19 protein-coding genes are annotated in these 19340 nt (G+C 72.1%); 13 read left to right on the forward strand and 6 right to left on the reverse strand.

From position 1 onward, the window contains the following. The first annotated feature begins 1 nt into the window (after nt 1). On the forward strand, nt 2–829 hold the full coding sequence (locus VF584_11865) for a DUF3667 domain-containing protein (GenBank protein ID HEX8210863.1): 828 nt from the start codon (nt 2–4) through the stop codon (nt 827–829). Here VF584_11865 and VF584_11870 read toward each other — a convergent pair. From VF584_11870 to VF584_11880, 3 genes are all read right to left on the reverse strand, one after another. Further along, nucleotides 819–1355, reverse strand: a complete 537-nt coding sequence (locus tag VF584_11870) for a GAF domain-containing protein (GenBank protein ID HEX8210864.1) — start codon at nt 1353–1355, stop codon at nt 819–821. The genes VF584_11865 and VF584_11870 overlap by 11 nt on opposite strands. A 106-nt stretch (nt 1356–1461) precedes the next feature. Beyond that, complete coding sequence (locus VF584_11875; protein ID HEX8210865.1) at nt 1462–2178, reverse strand: SRPBCC family protein; 717 nt, start codon at nt 2176–2178, stop codon at nt 1462–1464. Nucleotides 2179–2426: 248 nt separating this feature from the next. Continuing rightward, nucleotides 2427–3395: a COX15/CtaA family protein gene (locus VF584_11880; protein ID HEX8210866.1), complete on the reverse strand. Its 969-nt coding sequence runs from the start codon at nt 3393–3395 to the stop codon at nt 2427–2429. A 264-nt stretch (nt 3396–3659) separates the two neighbouring features. On the opposite strand from VF584_11880, the gene VF584_11885 reads away from it, so the two are divergent. Genes VF584_11885 through VF584_11895 form a run of 3 tightly spaced genes read left to right on the forward strand, consistent with a single transcriptional unit; the run spans nt 3660 to nt 5568 of the window. Beyond that, nucleotides 3660–4706 carry a heme o synthase gene (locus VF584_11885; protein HEX8210867.1) on the forward strand — a complete coding sequence of 349 codons (1047 nt, stop codon included), beginning with the start codon at nt 3660–3662 and terminating at the stop codon, nt 4704–4706. Next, complete coding sequence (locus tag VF584_11890; protein ID HEX8210868.1) at nt 4703–4960, forward strand: hypothetical protein; 258 nt, start codon at nt 4703–4705, stop codon at nt 4958–4960. Before VF584_11885 ends, VF584_11890 begins: the two co-directional genes overlap by 4 nt. Nucleotides 4961–5016: 56 nt before the next feature. Further along, nucleotides 5017–5568: a DinB family protein gene (locus VF584_11895; GenBank protein HEX8210869.1), complete on the forward strand. Its 552-nt coding sequence runs from the start codon at nt 5017–5019 to the stop codon at nt 5566–5568. 99 nt (nt 5569–5667) lie between these two features. Here the strand turns inward: VF584_11895 and VF584_11900 are convergent, their stop codons facing one another. From VF584_11900 to mazG, 3 genes are all read right to left on the reverse strand, one after another. Next, nucleotides 5668–6261, reverse strand: coding sequence for a hypothetical protein (locus tag VF584_11900; protein ID HEX8210870.1), 594 nt, complete (start codon nt 6259–6261; stop codon nt 5668–5670). Between the two features lie 4 nt (nt 6262–6265). Beyond that, nucleotides 6266–7780, reverse strand: a complete 1515-nt coding sequence (locus VF584_11905; protein ID HEX8210871.1) for a HAMP domain-containing sensor histidine kinase — start codon at nt 7778–7780, stop codon at nt 6266–6268. 165 nt (nt 7781–7945) lie between these two features. After that, on the reverse strand, nt 7946–8785 hold the full coding sequence (gene mazG, locus VF584_11910) for a nucleoside triphosphate pyrophosphohydrolase (GenBank protein ID HEX8210872.1): 840 nt from the start codon (nt 8783–8785) through the stop codon (nt 7946–7948). 23 nt (nt 8786–8808) lie between these two features. Here mazG and alr point away from each other — a divergent pair, with 23 nt between their 5' ends. The 9 genes from alr to dprA all read left to right on the forward strand — a co-directional run bounded on the left by alr (nt 8809) and on the right by dprA (nt 19245). After that, nucleotides 8809–9972: an alanine racemase gene (gene alr, locus VF584_11915; protein HEX8210873.1), complete on the forward strand. Its 1164-nt coding sequence runs from the start codon at nt 8809–8811 to the stop codon at nt 9970–9972. A gap of 51 nt (nt 9973–10023) precedes the next feature. After that, on the forward strand, nt 10024–11379 hold the full coding sequence (locus VF584_11920; GenBank protein ID HEX8210874.1) for a hypothetical protein: 1356 nt from the start codon (nt 10024–10026) through the stop codon (nt 11377–11379). Then, nucleotides 11376–12536, forward strand: coding sequence for a hypothetical protein (locus VF584_11925; protein ID HEX8210875.1), 1161 nt, complete (start codon nt 11376–11378; stop codon nt 12534–12536). The genes VF584_11920 and VF584_11925 overlap by 4 nt, the downstream gene beginning before the upstream one ends. A 358-nt stretch (nt 12537–12894) precedes the next feature. Continuing rightward, a complete protein-coding gene (tmk, locus tag VF584_11930) occupies nt 12895–13563 on the forward strand; it encodes a dTMP kinase (GenBank protein HEX8210876.1) in 669 nt (222 codons plus the stop codon). A gap of 54 nt (nt 13564–13617) precedes the next feature. Next, on the forward strand, nt 13618–15261 hold the full coding sequence (locus VF584_11935; protein HEX8210877.1) for a S41 family peptidase: 1644 nt from the start codon (nt 13618–13620) through the stop codon (nt 15259–15261). A gap of 129 nt (nt 15262–15390) precedes the next feature. Continuing rightward, the gene (locus VF584_11940; GenBank protein ID HEX8210878.1) at nt 15391–16401 is read left to right on the forward strand and encodes an asparaginase; all 1011 of its coding nucleotides are present in this window, start codon (nt 15391–15393) and stop codon (nt 16399–16401) included. After that, complete coding sequence (locus tag VF584_11945; protein ID HEX8210879.1) at nt 16394–17002, forward strand: carboxymuconolactone decarboxylase family protein; 609 nt, start codon at nt 16394–16396, stop codon at nt 17000–17002. Before VF584_11940 ends, VF584_11945 begins: the two co-directional genes overlap by 8 nt. Nucleotides 17003–17099: 97 nt before the next feature. Continuing rightward, nucleotides 17100–18128, forward strand: coding sequence for a GTPase ObgE (obgE, locus tag VF584_11950; protein ID HEX8210880.1), 1029 nt, complete (start codon nt 17100–17102; stop codon nt 18126–18128). A 7-nt stretch (nt 18129–18135) separates the two neighbouring features. Further along, nucleotides 18136–19245: a DNA-processing protein DprA gene (dprA, locus tag VF584_11955; protein ID HEX8210881.1), complete on the forward strand. Its 1110-nt coding sequence runs from the start codon at nt 18136–18138 to the stop codon at nt 19243–19245. Nucleotides 19246–19340 lie beyond the last annotated feature (95 nt).

Below are 19340 nucleotides of genomic sequence, written 5' to 3' on the forward strand. Positions count from 1 at the left end.
GGTGGACGACCGCTTCTGCCCGAGCTGCGGACAGCGCAACGCGGAGCGGCTAGTCTCCGTCCGCCGCATGCTCAGCGACACGCTGGAGGACCAGCTCGCCCTCAACGCCGCCCTTCCGCGCACGTTGGGAGCGCTCTTCTTCCGCCCGGGCCTGCTCACACGCGAGTACGTGGCGGGCCGGATCGCGCGCTACCTGCCGCCCTTTCGCCTGTACCTGGTCTCCAGCGTCGTCTTCTTCGTGGCGCTCTCCAGCATCACCGACGCCAACCGCATCTGGCGCGACGCGGCGCCGGCGCTCCGCGAGTGGGAGGCGAAGCACCCGGGCGAGAGGCCCAAGAACATCAACGTCGGCCTCGACACCCTGGTTGCGCCCGGCTGGATGCGCCCGCTGGCCCGCCGCATTCTCCGCCAGCAGGACAAGCTGAACGCGATGACTGCGCTGGAGTCTCTGCGCGTGCAGATGGAGAGTTTCAACCGCAACGCGCCGCGCGCCACCTTCTTCCTGGTCCCCGCCTTCGCCGCCGTCCTGCACCTCCTCTACCTGCGGCGGCGGAAGCTGTACGTGGAGCACCTGGTCTTCGCCCTTCACGTGCAGTCGTTCGCCTTCCTTGCCGCGGCAGCGGGGCTGATGTTCCCGTACACGCTGCCGGGGCGCAACCGCGTCATCGGGCTGATCCTGCTGGGCTATCTGCTGTGGGCGATGAAGGTGGCGTACGGGCAGGGGTGGCCGAAGACGATCCTCAAGTATGCCGCCGTGGTCGTGTGCTACGGCTCCATCCTCGTCGGGACGATCGCGGCGCTGACGGTGATCTCGCTGCTCACGCTGTGACCACCGGCAGCGCCTCCTTATCGCGCAGCAGGGCGACGATCGCCTCCAGGTGCTCGTGGTCCACCTCGTCGAAGGCGGCCGGGATGGTGCTGTCGACGTCGAGCACCGCGATCAGGCGGTCCTGCGTGTCCCACACCGGCACCACGATCTCGGACATCGAGGCGGAGTCGCAGGCGATGTGGCCGGGGAACGCGTTCACGTCCTCCACGATCAGCGTCCTTCCCTCGCGCGCCGCGGCGCCGCACACCCCGCGCTCGAATGGAATCCAGAGGCATCCCATCGTCCCCTGGTACGGCCCCACCAGCAGCATCCGCTCCGCGACGCGCCGGTAGAAGCCGGTCCAGAAGTAGTACGGGAAGGCGTTGTGGAGGAGGCACACGATCGAAACCATCCCCGCCAGCAGGTCCCGCTCGCCCTCCAGCGTCGCGCGGACCTGCTCCGTGACGATCCCGTACCGCTCCGCCTTCGCCGCCGCATCCATGCGGAGCTCCCCCGTCTTGTCGGCAACCAGTGTGTATTCGGCCATCGTAAAGTTCGCCTCGCACAGAGACACAGAGGGCACAACGAGAACAGAAAAGGCTACTCCGTGCCTTGCAGTTCCCTCTGTGCCCTCTGTGTGATGGTGTTATCGGTTACTGGAGCTCGCGCCGCGCCGGCGCCCCGGCTTCCATCAGCTCGCGGAAGCGGCGCAGATCGTCCTCCAGCATCGCCTGCGGCATGCTGTGGAAGAGGCCCAGGATCGCCTGGCCCACCACGCCGCCCGGCGCGTCAATCTCCACCGCGTAGTGCACCTCCGCCTGCGTGCCGTCGCCGAACGGGGTGAAGCGCACCGAGCCGCGGTTGGGGATGTCTGACGGTTCGATCGACTCCCACGCGATGTACTCGCCCGGACGGTCCTCCGTCAGCCGCGAGGTCCACTGGAAGGAGCGGCCCATCGGTCCCGCTGCGGTCCAGCGCGAGGTGCTCTCGTCCAGGATCTCCACGCGCGTGATGGCGTCGCGGAAGCGCGGCGCGGTGGTGAAATCGCGCCAGAAGTCGTACAGCTCGCGCGCCGGCCGCTGGATGGCCGTGCGCGCCGAGCCGCGGAACCCGGCGTCGGGATCGGGCTTGTCGGGGCGCGTGGTCTCGTGCGAGCGGTCGATGCCCAGGGCGCCGTACACCTGGCAGTAGCCCGTCACACCGCGGTGCACCAGCGTCGCGCCGGCGAGGCCGAGGATGGTGCCCTGCACGCCCTTTCTGCGCAGGCCGAGCGCGGCCAGCGCGCCCCCGCCCAGCACCGAGAGGATGCGCTCGTTCTTTCCGACATTCGTACGCGCGGCGCCGCCTTCGGCGCTGCGCGGCTCGCCCATCTTCGCCACGTCCGGACCTCCTGCTTCGGGACATCGTGCTGCGGTCGAGCGGCGGGCGGTGTGCAAGAGGCAAGCCCGGGTGGGCCCTCACCCCCCGAGGGGCTGCACTCCAGGAGAGGCGTCGGCTTCGCGGCCACCGGCGCGATGAATCGTGCCCCTACGACATCTGGTGCTACTAGCAGATGCACGCATACGCCCCTCCCCCGCAGTTTGGGGGAGGGGCAGCGAGGAACGAGCGGGGAGAGGGCCTACACCGCGGCGGCGCGCGGTGAGGCGGGGAAGGCCGTTTCGCTCGGCGCTTCGGCGGGGTGCTCCTCCAGGGCGGAGGCGGTGGTGAGCACGAGGGCGATCCAGACGCAGTCGGCCAGGAAAAGGTGGGTGAGCTGCATCCAGAGCGGCACCCGCAGGACGATGTTGATGACGCCGGCCGCCACCTGCACCGCAAACAGCGCGGTCAGGAGGGTGGCGAGGCGTTGCGTGGCGGGGCTGGGGCGGGCGCGGCGCACCATCCAGGCGACGACGGTGATGTACACGCTGGTGGCGATCGCCAGGAGAGGGTGCACGATGCGCAGCCGCTCCAGGAAGTGGGCCGTCGAGGAGAGCTCGAAGCCAACGGTGGTCTTGGGGAAGAGCGTGTCGCCGAGTGCCGTGACCGCGCCGGTGGCGCCCACCAGGATCGTGGCGCCGAGGGCCGTGAGCAGGACGGCACCGAGCGGGCCCCGGCCGCGCACCCGCACCTCGCCGCCGCCCGAGGCCCACCAGCCGGTCAGCGTGAGGGCGCCCAGCAGGAGGAAGGTGTTGACCAAGTGCGCGGCCATCGAGAACGCGCGGAAGGCGGACTTGTCGCCCGCCACCAACTCAAAGAGCACCAGCCCGGCCCCGAGCAGTGCCTCCACGAAGATCAGCGCGGTGGAGAGCGCCGCGCCCCGCCGCACCCGGTGCCCGGCGGGGAAGGCGCGCCACGCCCACAACGCCATCGCCACCACCAGCAGCAGCGCGAGGCCGCTGGTGGCGCGGTGGGTGAGCTCGATGAGGAGCTCGTTGGAGGCGAGCTCCGGCATCACCTCGCCGTTGCAGACGGGCCAGTGGCGGCCGCAGCCGGCGCCGGAGTTGGTGGCGCGCACGACCGCGCCCCACAGCACCACGGCGACGTTGAAGGCCAGCACGCCCCACGCGTAGCGGGCGAAACCGGAGGTGGAGCGGAACAGCGGTCTCATTCGGACGGGCCCTGGCACAGGTGGAAGCCCAACGGTACACCCCTGCCGCGCCACCGCGCAAGTGTTTGCGCAAGCACGGGTTCGGCGGCGTGCAAAGCGTGTGGGGGAATGCCCCACGAGGCGGTCGGGAGGCCTCCACACGCGGGGGTGCTGGGGTGGCGCACGTGGGTGCGGCGTGTATATTTGCGCTCGTCCGCGCCCGCCAGACCGGCGCGCGCGGCCCCAACGAACGACGCCTCCCACGGGGCGCCGAGCCCGTAGCTGATGCACGATACTCTTCCAGCCGTGACGGCCGCCCCCGCGGAGGCACACCCGGACGCCGGAATGACCACCGCCACGCAGCGCGCCGGGATCGAGGCGGAGCGGCGCGGCGGCGCGGGCGTGCGCCAGCTTCTGCGCGACTACGTGACGCTCACCAAGCCGCGCATCATCTCGCTGCTCCTGGTGACCACCGTCACGCCCATGTTCATCGCGCTGCGCGGCTGGCCGTCGCTGTCCGTCGTGCTGTGGACGATGCTGGGGGGCTACCTGATGGCGGGTGGCGCCAACGCGATCAACATGTTCATCGATCGCGACATCGACGCGCACATGCCGCGCACCAAGCTGCGCCCCATCCCCAGCGGGCGGATGTCGCCGGGGCACGTGCTGGGCTTCGGCGTCACGCTGGGCGCCGCGGCGTTCGCGACGTTCGCGCTGCGCGTGAACCTGCTGAGCGCGTGGCTGGCGCTGGCGGGGCTCCTCTACTACGTCTTCATCTACACCCGCTGGCTCAAGCGCACCTCGCCGCAGAACATCGTGATCGGCGGGGCCGCGGGCGCCTTTCCGCCGCTGGTGGGCTGGGCCGCCGCCACGGGCGAGGTGTCGCTGACGGCCGCGTACCTCTTCCTGATCGTCTTCTTCTGGACCCCGCCGCACTTCTGGGCGCTGGCGCTGGTGAAGCAAAAGGATTACGGCCGCGTGGGCGTCCCCATGGCGCCGAACGTGTGGGGCGAGCGCGAGACGATGCGCCAGATGCTCTTCTACACGTTGATCATGATCCCCGTCACGCTGGCGCCGGTCACCTACGGCGGGCTGGGGCTGGTGTACGGCGTGTCCGCGTCGGTGCTGGGCCTCTGGTTCCTGCGCGACGTGGTGCGGGTGATGCGCGCGGGCAACTTTACCAAGCCGGCGTGGACGCTGTACCGCAACTCGCTGCTGTACCTGGCGCTCCTCTTCGCGGCCATGGCGGTGGACGGCGTGGTCCCGGGCGCGCGCGTGGGCCACGACCCCATCATCCTGCGCGACCCCGACATCACCGCCGCCGCGCGATGAGCGGCACACTCGCCTTCCACGCCGCCTCCCCGGATGGCGCCGAGGGCTTCGTGGTCCTCCTCCAGCGCCCCGGCGCGGACGGGCTGCTGAGCACGACGGAGTGGCCGGCGGGCGCCTACCTCGCACCCGGCCGGCATGGCGACACTTCGGTGGATGAACTGCTCGCCCGCGTTCGCGCCTGGCGCTCGGCCGGGTGGACGCTGAGCGAGCCGCTGGAGCGGATCGAAAGCTGGCTGCGGCACCCGCCGCGCTGACCCACCCACCGCGGCGCTCGCCGCACCCCCATCCCTTCTCCTGGAGGCCCTCCGCGATGACTACGCCGCACCGTGTGTCGCCGCGAAGCCAGGCCCGCTGGGACGCCGCCGCCGACGAGCACGAAGTCGCCCTCGCCGCGTACCTGCACTCGGCCTCGGCCCTGCCGCACGCATCGTGGACGCTGCCGTGGGGGGAAGGGAAGTGGACCCCCGCCCAGGTCACCGAGCACCTGACGCGTGCCTACGAGGCCCTCCTCGACGAGTTGCGCGAGGGGCGCCCGATGCGCGAGAAGCTGGCGGGATGGCGGAAGAAGATGGTCCGCATCGTCATCCTCCCCCACATCCTCTTCCATCGCACGATCCCCCTGCGCGTCCCCTCGCCGCGCGAGATGCGCCCCGGCGAGCCGCGCGCCGACCGCGAGGGTGCGCTGCAGGCGCTCCGCGAGCTGGGCGAATGCTTCGCCGCCGAGCTCGCCGCCGCGCGCGAGCAGGGCTCCGCCGGCCTCACCCATCCGTACTTCGGCAAGCTGGAGCCCATCAAGGCCCTCCGCTTCGTCGCCATCCACCTGGACCACCACCGCAAGCAGATCGAGCGCACCCCCAAATAAGAAAAGCCTCACACAGAGAACACAGAGGGAACCGCAAGCCGCAGAGAACTACTTCTGCCGTTCTTGCCGTTCCCTCTCTGTGTCTCTGTGTGAGGCTTTTTACCTTGGCTGTCGACGTGGCGCGAGGGTGTTGCGGATTCGCTGCAGCTCCTCGCGCAGATCGCGGATCGTCTGGTCGCGCTCGGCTACCTCGCGGCGGAGGCGGGCGGCCTCGGCGGCCGCGGCGGAGCTCTCGCCGCTGCCGCCGGGCGAAGGCTCGGTCACGACGCGGGTGACCACGCGGGGGTCGCACGCCACGGCGCCCGCGCGCGTGTCGCACGGGCGCTGCAGCTCGGTGACGAGGCGGAGCAGGGAGCCGGCCTCGCGCAGGTGGTAGCCGCGGAGCGCCTGCACGCTGTCGTCGGCCAGGTACATCTGGAGCTGCTGGCGCGCGAGCGTGAGATCCACGCTGCTGCGCGGCTCCAGGCTCAGCACCCCCAGGTAGAAACGCGACTCGTGCCCCTCCGTCGTGCGCGGATGCTCGTTGGCGAGGCGCTGGAACGCGGCGGCTGCAACCCGGAACGAGTCCTGGGCGTACGCGGCGTGCGCCTGCTCCCACAGCCGCGCCCGGTGGCCCGCGTCCGGCCCGCCCCCCCGGAGCGTGGCGCAGGCGCCCAGGAGGAGCACGGAAAAGATTGCACAGACAGTTCGCATGGGGTCAGCCGTGAGGAATCGTCTCGCCGACCTTGGCGGCCGGTGGGCGTTCGGGGATTACCACGGTGAAAGTGGTGCCCTTTCCTTCCTCACTCGCTGCACTGATCGTGCCCCCATGCGCCTCCACGATCTCATGCGCGATCGCCAGCCCCAGCCCTGAACCCACCGAGCGCGGCTGGGCGTCGTTGTCCACCTGGTAGAACTTCTCGAAGATGTGCGGGAGCTTGTCCGCGGGGATGCCGACGCCCGTGTCCGCGACCGTCACGCGGATGCCGGCGCCGTCACGGTGCGCCTCCAGCCGGATGTTTCCGCCGCGCCGCGTGAACTTGAAGGCGTTGGAGAGGAGGTTGCCCAGCACCTCGTTGAGGCGGTCCGCGTCGCCCACCACGTTGACGGGAACGTCGTCCGCCACTTCCACGGGGAAGTCGATCCCGTTCTGGTAGGCGAGGACCTGGAAGCCGCTGGTCAGCTCCTGGAGGAAGTCGCGCACGTTGATGCGCCGCAGCTCCAGCCGCCCGCCCCCCGCCTCGAAACGGCTGATGTCCAGCAGGCGGTGCACCAGGCGCGTGAGGCGGTCCGTCTGGTCGTTTACGGCCAGGAGCGTCTTCCGCTGCGTCTCGTTGACCTCGCCGTAGATGCCGTCCGCCAGGAGCGACACGTAGCCGCGGATGACGCTGAGCGGCGTCTTGATCTCGTGCGAGGCCACGGAGACGAACTCGGCCTTGAGCCGGTCCAGCTCCGCCAGCCGCTCGGCCATGGAGGTGAAGGAGCGCGCCAGCTCGCCGATCTCGTCCGGGCGGTGCGTGGGCACGCGCACGTTGGGGGTGAAGTCGCCCTCGGCCACGTGCCCCATCCCCGCCCGCAGCTCGCTCACCGGCCGCAGCACGCCGCGCGTGAGCCAGGCGCCCAGGAGGAGCGTGGCGATCAGCGCAGCGGCCAGCGCGGTCAGCGTCGAGGTGGCGGCGCGGTCGGCAATTTCTTGCGCGCGGCGAACTTTTTCCTCACCCTCGGCGTCGATGGCCTGGGCCACGGGGTCCAGCGAGTGCTCCATCGCGTCGAACGCCGGAACCACCACCGACTGCCGGAATTCGGTGTTGGGGTCCGCCACGCCGCGGCGCAGGCGCGACTGCTCTTCGGCGATGGCGCGGCGGAGCTGCTCGAACTGGCGGGCGGCGCGGCCGGTGGCGGCGCGGTACTCCGGCGTGGCGCTCGGGCGCGCGCCCAGGCCGCGGATCTCCCCCTCCAGCCGGCGCGTGGCGGTGTCGGTTCGCGCGCGCCAGTAGAGCGCCGTATCCGGCGAGATGTTCCACAGCACCACGTGGTTGCTGTGGGCGTAGTCCAGCTCCTCCAGCCCGGTGTGGATGCGCCCCAGGATGCGGGTCGCCTCGGTGTCGCGCGTGCGGAGCTGCGCGGCCACGTTCTGCAGCTCGCGCAGCCCGAACAGCGCGGACACCGCCGGCACGAGCAGCACCGTGGTGATCGCCAGCAGGGTAAGGACGAAACGTGTGCGCAGGTTCATGCGCCGCGGTCCGAAGTCATCTGAGCCGGTGTAAACGGATGGTTAACGCGCTTGCGCCTGCCGGACGGTGCCGCGTGACGGCTCCCGGCGCAAGGGGTAGTACGGCAACTGCACGTTTCACACAGAGACACGGAGGAGAACAGAAAGGAAAAAGAAGCTGCCTTTTCAGTTCTTGTTGTTTTCCTCTGTGGCTCTGTGTGAGGCCGCTGTTCGTTCGCGGCGCTTGACCTCGTCCCAGAGCACGTCCAGCTCTTCGAGGGTGGCTTCGCCGAGGACGACGCCGCGCTCGAGGGCGAGGGCTTCGATGGCGCCGAAGCGGCGGGCGAACTTGGCGTTGGCGCGCGCCAGGGCCGGCGTGGGATGCGCGCCCGCCAGCCGCACCAGGTTCACCATGGCGAAGAGCAGGTCGCCCAGCTCGTCCTCCAGGTGGTCCGCGTCGCCGGACTCCAGCGCCTCGCGAACCTCGTCCGTCTCCTCGCGCACCTTGTCCCACGCGCCGCGCCAGTCCGGCCAGTCGAAGCCCACCGAGGCGACGCGGTCCTGCATGCGAAAGGCGCGCAGCAGCGGGTCCATCCCCGAGGGGAGGGCGCTGAGGAGGCCCGTGGCTTTCGGGTGCCCGGCGCGCTCGCGGGCCTTGATCGCGGCCCACTCCTCCCGCTCCCCCAGGCCGAAGAGGTGAGGGTGGCGTCGGCGCATCTTTTGCTCCAGGCCGGCGACCACTTCCTCCCGGCTGAAGGCGCCCTGTTCCTCGCCGATCACCACCTGGAAGGCCACGTTCAGCAGCAGGTCGCCCAGCTCGTCGCGCAGCGCGGCGGGGTCGCCCGCGTTGATGGCGTCGGCCACCTCGTGGGCCTCCTCCAGCAGGTAGCGCTGGAGGGAGTGCGGCGTCTGCTCGGCGTCCCACGGGCAGTGGGCGCGAAGGAAGCGGACCAGCTCCAGGGAACGGTCCAGGACGCCGCCGGAGTCGGGCGCGGCGGGGCGGAAGTCGGGTTGCGATGTCGTCACAAGGGGCCTATACTACGCGATTTGTGCCAATTCCGCCAACGGACGCCGAGCACGACACTTCCCGCGCCTGGGTGGAGGTAGACCTGGACGCGCTTCTGCGCAACCTCCGCCGCGTGCGCGAGGCCGCGGGTGGCGCCGCCCTCCTCCCCATGGTGAAGGCCAACGCCTACGGGCTGGGGCTCGCCCCCGTGGCGCGCCACCTGATGGCGTCGCTGGAGCCGGAGGCGCTGTGGGGCTTCGGCGTCGCCGCGGTGGCCGAGGGGGAGGCGCTGCGCGAGACCGGGTGGCGGGGCCGGGTGGTGGTGACCGCCCCCACGCCGCCGGGCGAGTACGCGCGCGCCGCACGGGCCCGTCTCACCCTGGCGCTCTCGGACGTTGACGCGGTGCGCGGGTGGGCGGATGCCGCGCGGAACGCGGGAGCACGCCTGGCCTTCCATACCGAGATCGACACGGGGATGGGTCGCGCCGGCTTTCCGGCGGGCGAGGCGGCGGAGTGGGGAAGGGCGGTGGCGGAGGCCGCAGGGGACCTTTTGGAGTGGGAGGGGTGTTTTACGCACTTCCACTCCGCGGACGAGGCCGACCTCGCTTCCGCGGATGCGCAGGAGCGGCGCTTCCGGGCTGCGCTGGCCCGGCTTCCGGATGGGCACCGGCACGTGGTCCACACCTCCAACAGCGCCGCGGCCCTGCGCCGCGCCGGTTTCGGGGGCGACGTGGTACGCCCCGGCATCTTCATGTACGGCGGCGAGGCGGGGCCGGGCACGCGCCCGGAGGCGGTGGCATCGCTCCGCGCGCGGATCGGGCTGGTCAGGGCGGTCCCCGCGGGGACCACGGTGGGCTACGGCGCCACCTACACCTCGCGTCGCGAGGAGCGGTGGGGAACGCTGGCCATCGGCTACGGCGACGGGCTCCCCCGGCGCCTGGCGACGGCGGGAGGGGAGGCGCTGGTCCGTGGGCGCCGCGTGCCGATCGTCGGCCGCATCTCCATGGACATGACGGTGGTGGACCTTTCGGAGGTGCCCGGCGAGGTCCGCGCCGGCGACGTCGCCACCCTCATCGGAAGCGACGGTCCCGGCGAGATCCGGGTGGACGAGGTGGCCGCCCGTTGCGGCACCATTTCTTACGAGATCCTCACGGGGCTGGGGCTCCGCCTTCCGCGCACCTACCGGGGCGCGCCGGCGGGTGCCTGAATCCCGGGGCGGCCGAGGCCGCCCGCACACACACCGTTCCGGTTCTCTCTGATGCTACGTCGTATCGGCCCGTGCAGGACCTTCCTGCTCGCCGCGCTCGTGCTGGGCCTCGCGGCATGCGACGACGAGTCGCCCACCCTTTCCGGCACCGAGATCTTCGGCGGCAACAGCCCCACGCGAGAGGTGATCGTGCCGGCCGGCGCCGCCTTCCGGCCGCTGGGCGTGTTCACCGGCTACAGCGCCCCCAGCGGGGTGGTGTACTCGGTGGTCGCCAACCGCTTCGCGGGCGAGCTGAGCGCCAACGCGCTGTACCGCAGCGCGGCGGCCTTCCCGCGCTCGGTGACCTTTACGCAGGACAACGTCAACCGCACGGACACGCTCCCCCGCTTCGTCTCCGGCGAGCTGGTGCTGCGCGTGGACTCGGCGCTCTCCACCGCCGGGCCGGTGACGCTCCAGGTCTTCCGCCTGGCGCAGGATTGGGACGCCACCACCGCGACGTGGGAGCTCGCCTCCGACACGGGCGGCGTGCGCACCCCGTGGCGGACGCCGGGGGGCACGCGCGGCGCGCTCCTGGCGCAGGCGGAGTACACGGTGGGCGCCGCCGGCGACTCGGTGGTGATCGCGCTGGACTCGGCGGACGTCGCCGCGCTGCGCGACAGCACCGGCTTCGGCTTCACGGTGGGCGCCGCGCAGGCGGGGGCGCGGGTGCAGATCCGCGCCATCCCCACGCTCCGCGCGGGCGTGCGCCCCTCCAACGCGGTCCGCGACACCGTCGTGCAGACGACGATCCCCATCGAGACGCAGCCCAACACCTTCGTCTTCACCCCGGAGCCGCCGCAGCCGGCGGGGATGCTGGCGGCGGGCGGCATCCGCTCCGCGCGCTCGCTCTTCCACTTCGAGCTGCCGGACTCGGTCACCGGGTGCGCCGCGGGCGGCGGGTCGTGCCAGCGCGTGGCGCTGCGCGACGTGCAGCTCAACCGCGTGTCGCTGCTGCTGCGCCGCTCTCCGGTCTCGGCCGCATTCGCGCCGCTGGACTCGGCGATCGTCTCCATCTACACCATCACCGAGCCGGAGCTGGGGCGGCGAGCTCCGCTGGGACAGCCGGTGCTGGACCCCAACGAACGGGTGAGGTTCGCCAACCAGAGCGGCTTCCTGGCGCCGCAGAGCGCGGCGGCATTCGCGCCGGCCGACTCGCTGGTGGAGCTGAACATCACCGCCTTCGCCACCAGCGCGGCCCGCGGCGACACGGTGCCCATGGACTTCGCGCTGCTGGGCGGCCCGCTGGTGGGGATCCCGTCGGTGCGCCCCAACGGCCAGATCTACGACACCTTTGGCCTCGTGGCCTTCCTGCCGGAGCCGCGGCTTCGCATCGTCTACACACTGCCGGTACGGAGCGAGCTGCCATGAGCCGCGCCTTTCGCCTCGGGGCCCTCGCGGCCCTGGCCTTCGCCGTACACGCGGGCGGCGCCCAGGCGCAGTCGGTGCTCTCCTCCCGCGGGCTGGGGTACCCCCTGGAGCCGGTGGACGCGCGCGCCCGTGGGCTGGGCGGCGTTGCGCTGGGCCTTCCGGAGGCCACCTTCTCGCTGGTGAACCCCGCCGGGCCGGTGGGGCTCGCCACGGCCGCCATCTCGGTGACCTTCCAGCCGGACCAGTACGACGCCACCGCGGGAACGCAGGCCACCAGCGGCACCACGGCGCGTTTTCCCGCCGTGCAGGCCGTCTTCCAGCCGCGCCCCCGCTTCACCCTGATGGCGGGGTACGGCGCGTTCCTGGACCAGAACTACCGCGCCACCCGCAGCGACACGATCACGCTGAGCACGGGACGCGTCGCGGTGGAGGAGCGCTTCCGTTCGCAGGGCGCCATCGCGCGCTTCCGCGGCGGGATCGGCTACCGTGCCGGGCCGCGTTTCGCGGTGGGGCTGGCGGTGGACGCCTTTACCGGAGCCGTGCGCGACACCAGCCAGCGCTTCGTGGAGGGGCTGAACGCGGCCGTCAGCGCCACCACGATCACCTACACCGGCACCGGCATCTCCGCGGGGATGCGCTGGATGCCGGTGGAGGCGCTCAGCTTTGCGGCGGCCGTGTCGGGCGGCGGGAAGCTGAACGCCAGCCCCAACGACTCGACGGTGGCGGAGAAGGACTACTCGCTTCCCGTCACCCTGGACGTGGGCGCCAGCGCCCGCGTGACGGGCAACATGCTGCTTGCGGCCTCCGGCCGGTGGGCGGGATGGGGCGCGGCCGACGACGACATCACCAACCGCGGCGGCGCGCGCGACGCGCTGAACCTCGCGGGCGGGCTGGAGTACGACGGCTTCACCCTCCTGGGCCAGACGCTTCCGCTGCGGCTGGGTGCCCGCATGGCGCGCCTCCCCTTCCGCTGGGACGGCGCGGACTCGGCCTTCCCTGACGAGCGCGCCCTTACCGCCGGCATCGGCGCGCGCCTCGGCCGCGGCGCGGCGATGCTGGACGCGGCGGTGGAGCGCGGCACCCGTGGCGGCGACGCGGCGGGCTTCGAGGAGCCTTTCTGGCGCGGCTCCGTCTCGGTGACGCTCTTCGCCCGCTGACCCACTCCACGCGACGCGGCCCGGTGTCTTTACGGCGCCGGGCCGCGTTGGCGTTGCGGGGGGCGGGGCGCTGGGCAATGGGTGGCAACCGAGCGGGTCCGGCGGTTGAAACCGCTGCAACAACCGCGGGAAACCTGCCTTCGCAGGTTCGGGGGGCGGGGTTGGTAGGGGGCGGCGGGCACCCTGGCAGGCCCCGGCGCCGCAACACCGGGGGATGAATCCCCCGGCTGGAACCACGGGAAGGCGGCTGAAGCCGGCTCGTGCACGCCGGCATCTGACCCGGAGTCCGCGCAGGCGGACTTTGTGCTGTTGTAGCCGCGAGTTCACTCGCCGCGAAAGCCACGACCCACCACCCACCATGACCGCACCAACGGACCCGCGGGGCCTGTTCCTTGCCTTCGAAGGGGTGGAAGGCTCCGGCAAGACCACGCAGGTCCGCCTGCTCTCCGAGCTGCTCGCGGCGCGGGGGCGTGAGCCGGTGGTGGCGCGCGAGCCGGGGTCCACGCCGCTCGGCGAAAGGGTGCGCGCCACCGTGCTCGCGGACCTGGAGCTGGCCGTGCCCGCGCGGAGCGAGCTGTTCCTGATGCTGGCGGCGCGGGCGGCGTTCGTGGACCAGGTGGTGCGCCCCGCGCTGGCAGGCGGGCGGGTGGTAATCGCGGACCGGTTCGAGCTCTCCACCCTGGCCTACCAGGGCGGCGGGCGCGGGCTGCCGGCCGACGAGATCGCCGAATGCAACCGGATCGCCACCGGCGGCGTATCTCCTCATGCCACCATCCTCCTGGAGCTCGACCCCGAGGAGGGCGCGCGGCGGCAGAGGTCGGCCGGGATGGACCCCGACCGGATGGAAAGCGCCGGGGCCGAGTTCCACGCCCGCGTGGCCGCCGCGTACCGCGAGATGGCAGGCCGCGTGGCAGGAGTCGTGCGGGTGGACGCGGGAGCGCCGCCGGCCGAGGTCCACGCGAGAGTGGTGGCCGCGCTCGCCACCCGCTTTCCGGAAACCTTTCCGGCAGGCGGGTTTACAATCTAGCAGCACCAGCCGCGCTTTCCCCGCGGCCTCCCCGCACCGCTCTTCGGAGGCGGAATGAAGCTCCATCGCACCATTGTCGCCCCCGCGCTGGTGGCGGGCGTCGCACTCGTATCCGGCGGCTGGCTCCTGCAGCAGGGCAGCCGCGAGGACAGCGTCTTCCAGCGCGCGCAGCTCTTTGACGAAGTCGTGCGCTACGTACAGACGCGCTACGTGGACCCGCAGCCCGCTTCGGAGCTGTACCAGAAGGCCATCAAGGGGATGCTGCGGGAGCTGGGCGACCCGCACACCACCTTCATGTCCGCCGAGGAGTACGCGCAGCTCCACCTCGCCACGAGCGGCGAGTACGCGGGGGTGGGGATCCAGATCGCGCCGCGCGACAACTACATCACCGCGGTGGGCGTCCTTCCCGGCACCCCGGCCGAGCGCGCCGGCGTGCGCGTGGGCGATCGCATGATCGAGATCGACGGGCAGGACGCGAAGGGGTGGAGCGACGAGAAGGCGGTCAAGGTGCTGCGCGGTCCCAAGGGATCGCCCGTCACCATCAAGGTGCTGCGCGTGGGCGTCGACGAGCCGGTCACCTTTCGCATCGTGCGCGACGAGATCCACGTGAAGTCGGTGCCGTACGCGTACATGGCGTCGCCGGGGGTGGGCTACGTCAACCTCACCGTCTTCGCGGAGACCTCCACCGACGAGATCCGCGCGGCCATCACCCGCCTCAAGGGCGAGGGGATGAAGTCGCTGGTGCTGGACCTGCGCAACAACCCGGGCGGCCTCCTCAACCAGGGCGTCTCGGTGTCGGACCTCTTCCTGAAGTCCGGCCAGGCGATCGTGGAGACCCGCGCCCGCGACCCGCGCGAGAGCGAGACCTTCCGCGCCCGCGACGACGCGTCGTATCCCGAGCTGCCGGTGGTCGTGCTGGTGGACGAGTACTCGGCCAGCGCCGCGGAGATCGTGGCCGGCGCGCTGCAGGACCACGACCGCGCGCTGGTGGTGGGGAGCCCCACGTACGGCAAGGGCTCGGTGCAGTCGCTCTTCCCGCTCTCGGGGGGCAACTTCCTCAAGATGACCACCGCCAAGTGGTACACTCCGGTGGGGCGCTCCATCCAGAAGGAGCACGAGGAGGACGAGGACGGCCTGGCCGCCGAGGACACGGCCGAGGTGAGCCGCTCGGGAACGCCGATGCTGCAGGACACGGCCAAGCGGCAGCCCTTCCGCACGGATGGCGGGCGCACGGTGTTCGGCGGCGGCGGCATCGTGCCGGACCTGGAGCTGAAGCAGGACTCGGCCACCGCGGTGGAGCGGGACTTCTTCCGCGCCCTGGCCAAGGACCTGGGGAAGTGGGAGAGCGAGCTGCTGCGCTACGCGGTGGAGTACGGCCGCAGCACGCCGGGGCTCACCCCCGACTTCCAGGTGTCGCCGGCCATGCGCAACACCCTCTTCGAGCGGATCGCCCGCGCCGGGATCGGGGTGACGCGCGCCCAGTACGACGCCGCGCAGCGCTACGTGGACCTTCGCCTGGTGAACGCCATCGCGCGGGCGCGCTTCGGCGAGAGCGTGGCGGCCCAGCGCAACGACGCCACCGACCGCGTGCTGCAGGAGGCGCTGCGCCTGGCGAGGACCTCGCCCACGCAGGCGGCGCTCTTCCGCGCGGCCGAAGCGGCCCGCGGCAGGCAGCCCGCGACGGCCAGCCGGAGATAAAGAGCGCCGGCAGGTAAAAGCGGCCAGCAGCGGGCAGGGGAGGAGGGGTGCCAAGGTGCCTCTCCTCCTTTATTTTACGGGTCCGCGGCGGAAACCCCCGCGGCGGTGTGTCCCCAGGGTCGAGCGGCGATGACGGAAGCGGTGAGCGTGGTGGAGGTGGTGAGGAACGCGGTGCCGGAGAGCTGGCACCGCGTGCACGTGGCGGTGGTCGATGCGCGGGGGATGCTTCGCGCGTCCACCGGCGACCCGGAGCTGTGCACCTTCTTCCGCTCCTCGTCCAAGCCGATCCAGGCGCTCGCGCTGGTGGACGACGGCGCCGCCGAGCGCTTCGGCATCACCCCCGCGGAGCTGGCGCTCTGCTGCGGTTCGCACGCGGGGAGCGCGCGCCACGTGGCCGCCGCCGAGTCGATCCTGCTCAAGGCCGGGTGCACGGCCGAGGCGCTGGCGTGCGGGGCCCATCCGCCATTCGACGACCACACGCGGCACGAGCTGGAGGAGGCGGGTCTGGCACCGGGGCGGCTTCACAACAACTGCTCGGGGAAGCACGCGGGGATGCTCCTCCTGGCCCGCGCCCACGGCTGGGAGACGGACGGCTACCAGCGCGTGGGGCACCCCGTGCAGGGCCGCATGCTGGCCGAGGTGGCGCGCTGGGCGCAGGTGCCGCAGGAGGCGGTGGGGCTGGGGACGGACGGGTGCGGCGTGGTGACGTTCGCCCTGCCGCTGCGCCACATGGCGCTGGCGTACGCCGGCTTCGCGGCGGCGGCGCGCGCGGGCGAGCCCGGCCCCTCGCGCATCGTGGAGGCGATGACGGCGCACCCGGAGATGGTGGCCGGCGAGGGGCGCATCTGCACCGAGCTGACGCGCGTGGCGGGCGGCCGCGTCTTCGCCAAGATCGGCGCGGAGGGCGTCTACTGCGTCGGTGTACCCGGCGCGGAGCTGGGGATCGCGCTCAAGGTGGAGGATGGAGCCCAGCGCGCGGCCGGCCCCGCCATCATCGCCGTGCTGCGCGAGCTGGACCTGATCTCGGAGGACGACCTGGGGCGTCTGCACACCTTCGTCTTCCCCGAGGTGGTGAACACGCGCGGCGAGACGGTGGGCCAGCTCCGCCCCCGCATCCACCTCGCCACGCCGGATGCCTGACGCCGCCCTGCTGCGCCTGGCCGCATCGCTCGGCACGCGCGACTCCGCCGCCATCCGCGCGGCGATGGAGGGCGCTCTGGATGCCGATCCCGTCGCGGTCGAGGAGGTCCTCCTCCAGTCGCACCTCTTCGTCGGCTTTCCAGACGCGCTGAACGCGCTGGGGCTGTGGCGCGAGGTCAGCGGCCGCCCCGCATCCCCGTCGCTCGGCGAGGACGCGCGGGAGTGGGACGCGCGCGGAAAGGCGGTGTGCGCCGCCGTCTACGGCTCGAACTACGAGAAGCTGCGCGCCAACGTCCGCTCGCTGCACCCGGACGTGGACGGCTGGATGGTGACCGGCGGCTACGGACGCGTGATTGGCCGCCCGGGGCTGGACCTGGTGACGCGCGAGCTGTGCATCGCCGCGCTGCTGGCGGTGTGGAACGTGCCGCGCCAGCTCCACTCGCACCTGCGCGGCTCCCTCAACGCCGGCGCGACCGCCGAGCAGGTGGACGAAGCCGTCGAGGCGGCGTGCGCGTTTCTCGATGACGACCGCGCGGAAGAGGTCCGCGCGCTGTGGGGCGCGATCCGGCGGCCCTCACCCCCCGGCCCCCTCTCCCGATGACAGGAGAGGGCGCCCCTCTCGTTGTCGGGAGAGGGGGAGCACTGCAACTACGAGGGGCTCGAATGCCCCTAATCCCTAATCCCTAATCCCTAATCCCTTGTTTTTAGATCACGCGACGATCCAGGTAAAGGCCGGCGACGGCGGTGGCGGCGAGGTGTCGTTCCGGCGCGAGACGGGGGTGCCGCACGGCGGGCCCAACGGCGGCAACGGCGGCAAGGGCGGCGACATCATCCTGCGGGCCGATCCGCAGCTCACCACGTTGATGGACTACCGCTACCAGCAGCACTACAAGGCGCAGCCCGGCGCGCGCGGCCAGGGCTACGACCGCACAGGGCGCGACGGCGAGCCGCTCATCCTGCGCGTGCCCCTGGGCACCGTGGTCAAGGATGACGAGACGGAGGAGCTGCTGGGCGAGCTGCTGACCCCCGGCGACGAGGTGGTGGTGGCGAAGGGCGGCCGCGGCGGGCGAGGCAACGCGGCCTTCGCGACGGCCACCAACCAGGCGCCCCGCCGCGCCGATCCGGGCGCGGAGGGCGACGAGCGCCGAATCGTGCTCGAGCTGAAGCTGATCGCCGACGTGGGGCTGGTGGGGGAGCCGAACGCGGGGAAGTCGACCTTCCTCTCCGCCGTCTCGGCCGCTACGCCGAAGATCGCGGACTACCCGTTCACCACGCTCACCCCCAACCTGGGCGTGGTGACGCTGAGCGACCACCGCTCGTTCGTCGTCGCGGACATCCCGGGGATCATCGAGGGGGCGCACGAGGGGAAGGGGCTGGGGCACCAGTTCCTGCGCCACATCGAGCGCACCCGCACGCTGGCGATCCTGATCCCCGCCGACGCGCTGGAGCCGCAGACGGAGTACGACCGCCTCCGCGAGGAGCTCTCGCGATATTCGGAGGAGCTCGCCGCAAAGCAGCACTGCGTCGTCTTCAGCAAGGCCGACCTGCTTCCGCCCGAGTGGGAGCAGCCGCGGGTGGATGCGCCCGAGGCGTGGGGGCAGTTCGTGATCTCGTCCGTCGCGCGTCGCGGGTTGGATGCGCTTCTCGAAGGGTTGTGGACGCACGCCGCGCGCGTGGTGGCCGAAGAAATCGCCGCGGGCGAAGAGCCCGAGCCCTGGCGCCCCTGACGCACGCATGCCGCTCGATCCCGCCGCGCTGGAGCCGCTCCTCCGGCTGGCCGTGGTCCCGCGCATCGGGCCCGGCCGCATCGGCACCCTCCTGGCCCGCTTCGGCACGGCGGAGCGCGCGCTGAACGCATCCGTCACGGCCATCGCGGCGCTCCCCGGCTTCGGCGCGGAGATGGCGCGCCGCGTGGCGGAGGCGGGGACGCCGGCGGGGCGCGAGCGGGCCCGCTACGCGCAGCAGCTGATGGACCGCGTCGGCGCCGTCGCCATCACGCTGGACGACGCCGCTTACCCGGCCGCCTTCCGCCTCCTTCCCGATGCGCCGTTCCTGTTGTTCGCCAGCGGCCGGCTGGATCTGCTGGGAACGGCCGGGATCGGCGTGGTCGGCACCCGCGCGCCCACGCCGTACGGGCGCCAGGCCGCCTCGTCGCTGGCGGCGGACCTGGTGCGCGCCGGCTACGCCATCATCAGCGGGATGGCGAAGGGGATCGACGCCGCCGCGCACGCCGCCGCCCTCGACGCGGGCGGGGCGACGGTAGGCGTGCTGGGGCAGGGGATCGACCGCGTCTATCCGCCCGAGAACCACCGCCTCTTCGGCCGCATGCGCGAGCGCGGCCTCCTCGTCACCGAGCTCGCTCCCGGCGAGGACCCCAACGCCGGCAACTTCCCCCGCCGGAACCGCCTCATCGCGGCGCTCAGCGACGGCGTGCTCGTGGTGGAGATGGGCGAGCGGAGCGGCGCGCGACACACGGTGGAGTACACGCTGGAGCTGGGGCGCGAGGTCTTCGCCGTCCCGGGCCCCATCGGCTCGGCGGCGAGCGCGGGCACCAACCAGCTCCTCAAGGAAGGCGCCCGCCTCGTCACCTCCGCGCACGACATCCTCGAAGAGCTGCGCGGCGTCGGTCACGCCACCCCCGTTGCTCCACCTCCCGCGCCGCCCCCCGATCTCCCGCCGCAGGAGGCGGCCGTCTTCGCCCTCCTCCACGGTGAGCCCCGCCACGTCGACGAGCTCGCCACCGCCGCCGCGCTCCCGACCGGCGCCCTACTGACAGCGCTCCTCTCCCTCGAGCTGCGAGACCTCGCGGAATCGCTCCCCGGCAAGCAGTTCCGCCGCCGCTGAAAAGCATCACACAGAGAACACGGAGGGGAACTGCAAGCCGCAGAGAACCCCTTTCTGTTCTCTTTCCGTACCCTCTGTGGCTCTGTGTGAGCCCC

This window comes from Longimicrobium sp., assembly GCA_036389135.1.
GTDB lineage: Bacteria > Gemmatimonadota > Gemmatimonadetes > Longimicrobiales > Longimicrobiaceae > Longimicrobium.